We start from the raw sequence: 314 nt of genomic DNA on the forward strand, positions 1-314 counted from the left end.
TAAAGTCTGTCGTAGTCCGGATTGGAGTCTGCAACTCGACTCCATGAAGTCGGAATCGCTAGTAATCGTAGATCAGAATGCTACGGTGAATACGTTCCCGGGCCTTGTACACACCGCCCGTCACACCATGGGAGTGGGTTGCAAAGAAGTAGGTAGCTTAACCTTCGGGAGGGCGCTTACCACTTTGTGATTCATGACTGGGGTGAAGTCGTAACAGGTAACCGTAGGGGAACCTGCGGTTGGATCACCTCCTTACCTAAGAGATACGTGTTATGTGCAGTGCTCACACAGATTGTCTGATGAAGAACGAGCAA

Annotated in this window: 1 rRNA gene; it reads left to right on the forward strand. The window is 50.3% G+C overall.

Features of this window, described 5'->3' with window-relative positions:
- Nucleotides 1-255, forward strand: a 16S ribosomal RNA gene (locus tag BHE89_RS00265); the annotation flags it as partial.
- Between the last annotated feature and the right edge of the window lie 59 nt (nucleotides 256-314).

The organism is Shigella sp. FC1967 (genome assembly GCF_001743005.1).
Lineage (GTDB): Bacteria > Pseudomonadota > Gammaproteobacteria > Enterobacterales > Enterobacteriaceae > Proteus.